Source organism: Candidatus Hepatincolaceae symbiont of Strigamia maritima (assembly GCF_055505085.1).
The window spans coordinates 1-2885 of the sequence record NZ_DBKDTU010000065.1 but is presented as its reverse complement, the minus strand read 5'-3'; the positions used below and the strand labels follow the sequence as shown (position 1 = coordinate 2885).

3 protein-coding genes are annotated in these 2885 nt (G+C 27.7%); 1 reads left to right on the top strand and 2 read right to left on the bottom strand.

What is annotated here, in order from left to right; translation table 11 throughout:
* Positions 1 to 442: 442 nt before the first annotated feature.
* A complete protein-coding gene (locus tag ACQCX0_RS01455) occupies positions 443 to 1165 on the bottom strand; it encodes a TOPRIM nucleotidyl transferase/hydrolase domain-containing protein (protein ID WP_462562360.1) in 723 nt (240 codons plus the stop codon).
* A 17-nt stretch (positions 1166 to 1182) separates the two neighbouring features.
* Positions 1183 to 2205: an AAA family ATPase gene (locus ACQCX0_RS01450; protein ID WP_462562358.1), complete on the bottom strand. Its 1023-nt coding sequence runs from the start codon at positions 2203 to 2205 to the stop codon at positions 1183 to 1185.
* 204 nt (positions 2206 to 2409) lie between these two features.
* Between ACQCX0_RS01450 and ACQCX0_RS01445 the strand changes: the two genes are divergently transcribed.
* Positions 2410 to 2853, top strand: coding sequence for a nucleoside deaminase (locus ACQCX0_RS01445; RefSeq protein WP_462562357.1), 444 nt, complete (start codon positions 2410 to 2412; stop codon positions 2851 to 2853).
* The last annotated feature ends 32 nt before the right edge of the window (positions 2854 to 2885 follow it).

Sequence of the window (2885 nt, the reverse complement as noted above, 5' to 3'; positions counted from 1 at the left end):
ACTGCATTCAACACATGCAGTGAAGCTACCTCTGCTTCACCGCACTGCATTCAACACATGCAGTGAAGCTACCTCTGCTTCACCGCACTGCATTCAACGCATGCAGTGAAGCTACCTCTGCTTCACCGCACTGCATTCAACACATGCAGTGAAGCTAACTCTTCTTCCAAAATCCAAATTACCGATAAATGTTCATTTACTTCCGGCATTATAACAATTTCACTCGATTCTGAAAACCAACGTCTCAATGGCGGCGATGGTTCAATGGGAGCGCCGTTAGTCAGCAATTTTTCACACACAGCTCTGTGTCCGTACCGCGGCTTGTGATTTTTCGCCAAAATATCCGCAGTTTGCATCGCCCCTATTGCCTTCGATGATAACATCTTCACGTGATATGGGTGCCTCAATTCGTTCAACCGATCGGAAGTCAACCGAGCTTGACTCATGCCTTTTTACATAAATTATATTTTAAAAAATTAGAGTTATATTTCTTATTAATTTTTTCTCTATCTTCAATAGAAAATAAATGATGAGTCTCAAAATTCTGATCATTTGTAGAAAATGTATCAACTACTGGATTTAATATATATAAATTATTTGTTTCAATTTTTTTAGTAACATTATTTTTACTTTCTATATTATATGGTGTATCGGTTGGGATATTTGACATTTTATTTCTTAATAATGTGTATTCATTTTTTCCTTGTTCATCATCATCATCAAATATAGCTACCCAAGGAACTCCATAACCATTTATAAAACTAATATTTGGGTGCATATTTTCTTTTGTAGCTCCATTTAAACAAAGAATTTCTAAATTATTTTCATTTAACTTCTCTATTAGTATTTTCTTAATTGCAAAGTAATCATAAATTCCTTCTACAACGAGTAATTTTATTAAATTAAGATTTATTACTAAAGAATTTTTTATATGTAACGCATCATTTACAGCTTTATAGCTAGTATGCTCTTCAATTCCTTGTTGATTAGCTTTTAATAATGATATTTTCCCATAATCTTTTGTTTTATTAGCAATATAAATATTATTTCTATTTATATAGTCTGGGTTGAGCATATAAGGAGAATGAGTTGAATATATAACTAGGTTAGTTTGAGATATTTCTTGTAACTTTTTACAAAAATTTTCTTGAGCTTTAGGATGCAAATAAGCTCCAGGTTCATCTAGTAAAAAATTCTTTTCCCTTCATTTTCAGCTTTACTGGAAAATTTTGTTTCCAACATATAATTAAAAAACCAAGTAAAACCTTGTGATCTATCATTTAAAGCAAATGGTGTATTTCCACCATAAACAGTTCCATCTTCTTCATCAATAGTAAATTTGATTAATGTTTCTTCATTTTCTTTATAAATTTTAAAATTTATCTGCATTTTTATTTCAGAATTAAACCATTCTTTCCAAGATTGTATAATTTCAGCTGTTAAATATTTAGAAACACCATCATTAAATTTATCTATAGTCTCTATTGTAATTTCAAATATATCATAATTATTTGCAGTGTTTTTATTATATTCATTTACTATTCTAATACAATTACCTAAGGGGGATTTTTCTTTATTTTCATCTAATAGTGGTATAGGTTCAAAATAGGTGTTATGATTAAAATTAGATATATAGTTAATGCTAGGCATTATTTTTATAACATTTTCTGCAATCTTGTTCACAATATCGCTTTTCTCGTTATGAGAAACATCATCGCCATAAATATCTATACTATACTGTATAGTATAAGTGTTATCATTATCATGTTTCATAATTAAAGTTATACTGAGACAAACTTCATTTTGGTTTTTATCATTTATTGGCATAGCATCTATTTTATGTAAAAATAAATTATAACTTTTAATTTTTGTTCCCTTTTTTTTATTTACAATAATTGAATTAACTATTTCCTTTAATTTATCTTTTTCTATAGAAATATTAGCTTTTATTATGGTATTAAAATTCTTAGCTTTTTCTGCTTTATGTTTATTATAATAGACTTCTTTAGTATTATTCTTCTTTAAACTTAAGCTTAAGAAGCTATAAATAGCTTCTAATATGATTGTTTTACCACTTTCATTAATGCCTACTAACGGTATTAAACTAGATGTAGTTAAATCTATTGTAATATCATCTATTGCTTTAAAGTTTTGAATAGTAAAAGAATAATAATTTGGCATATTTTTTATATTTTGGTGTTTCATTGCTTTTTGATTCTAATAAATTATAAATTAAAATAAAGTTTTAAAGAAGTTATTTTATTTGATATTTAGTATTAATAGATAATTGATTATTAAAATAAAAGCATAGTCTAAAAATTAGTTTCTCTCAATTTTAATTGATTGCAGAAATGGGTTTATTTGGTATATAATTAGCATAATTTTTATATTGAAAATGATGTAAGTAAGATGAATCCTTTATTAAAAAATCTTTATATGGAGGTAGCACTACTTGAGGCTAATAAAGCTTATAATGCAGAAGAAGTTCCTATAGGAGCAGTCTTAGTTCATAAAAAATCTCTAAAAGTTATAGCCAAAAGTTATAATCAGGTAATATCCTTAAATAATCCTGTTGCCCATGCAGAAATTTTGGTAATAGAGAAAGCCGCTAGAATTCTTAAGAATTATAGATTGGATGAGTTAATTCTATATAGTACGTTAGAACCTTGCTTAATGTGTTGTGGGGCTATTATTGAAGCAAGAATTAAGCAAGTGTATTTTGGGGCTTGGGCACAAAAGCAGAGTATTTCTGGTAGTTTTATATTGAACTCTTATAAAATAGCAGTTTATGGAGGAATCTATGAAGAGAATTCTAAGGATTTACTTCAGAATTTTTTTAAAGATAAGCGTTAAAAATATTGGATTTACAGGCTTTAAAACATGAT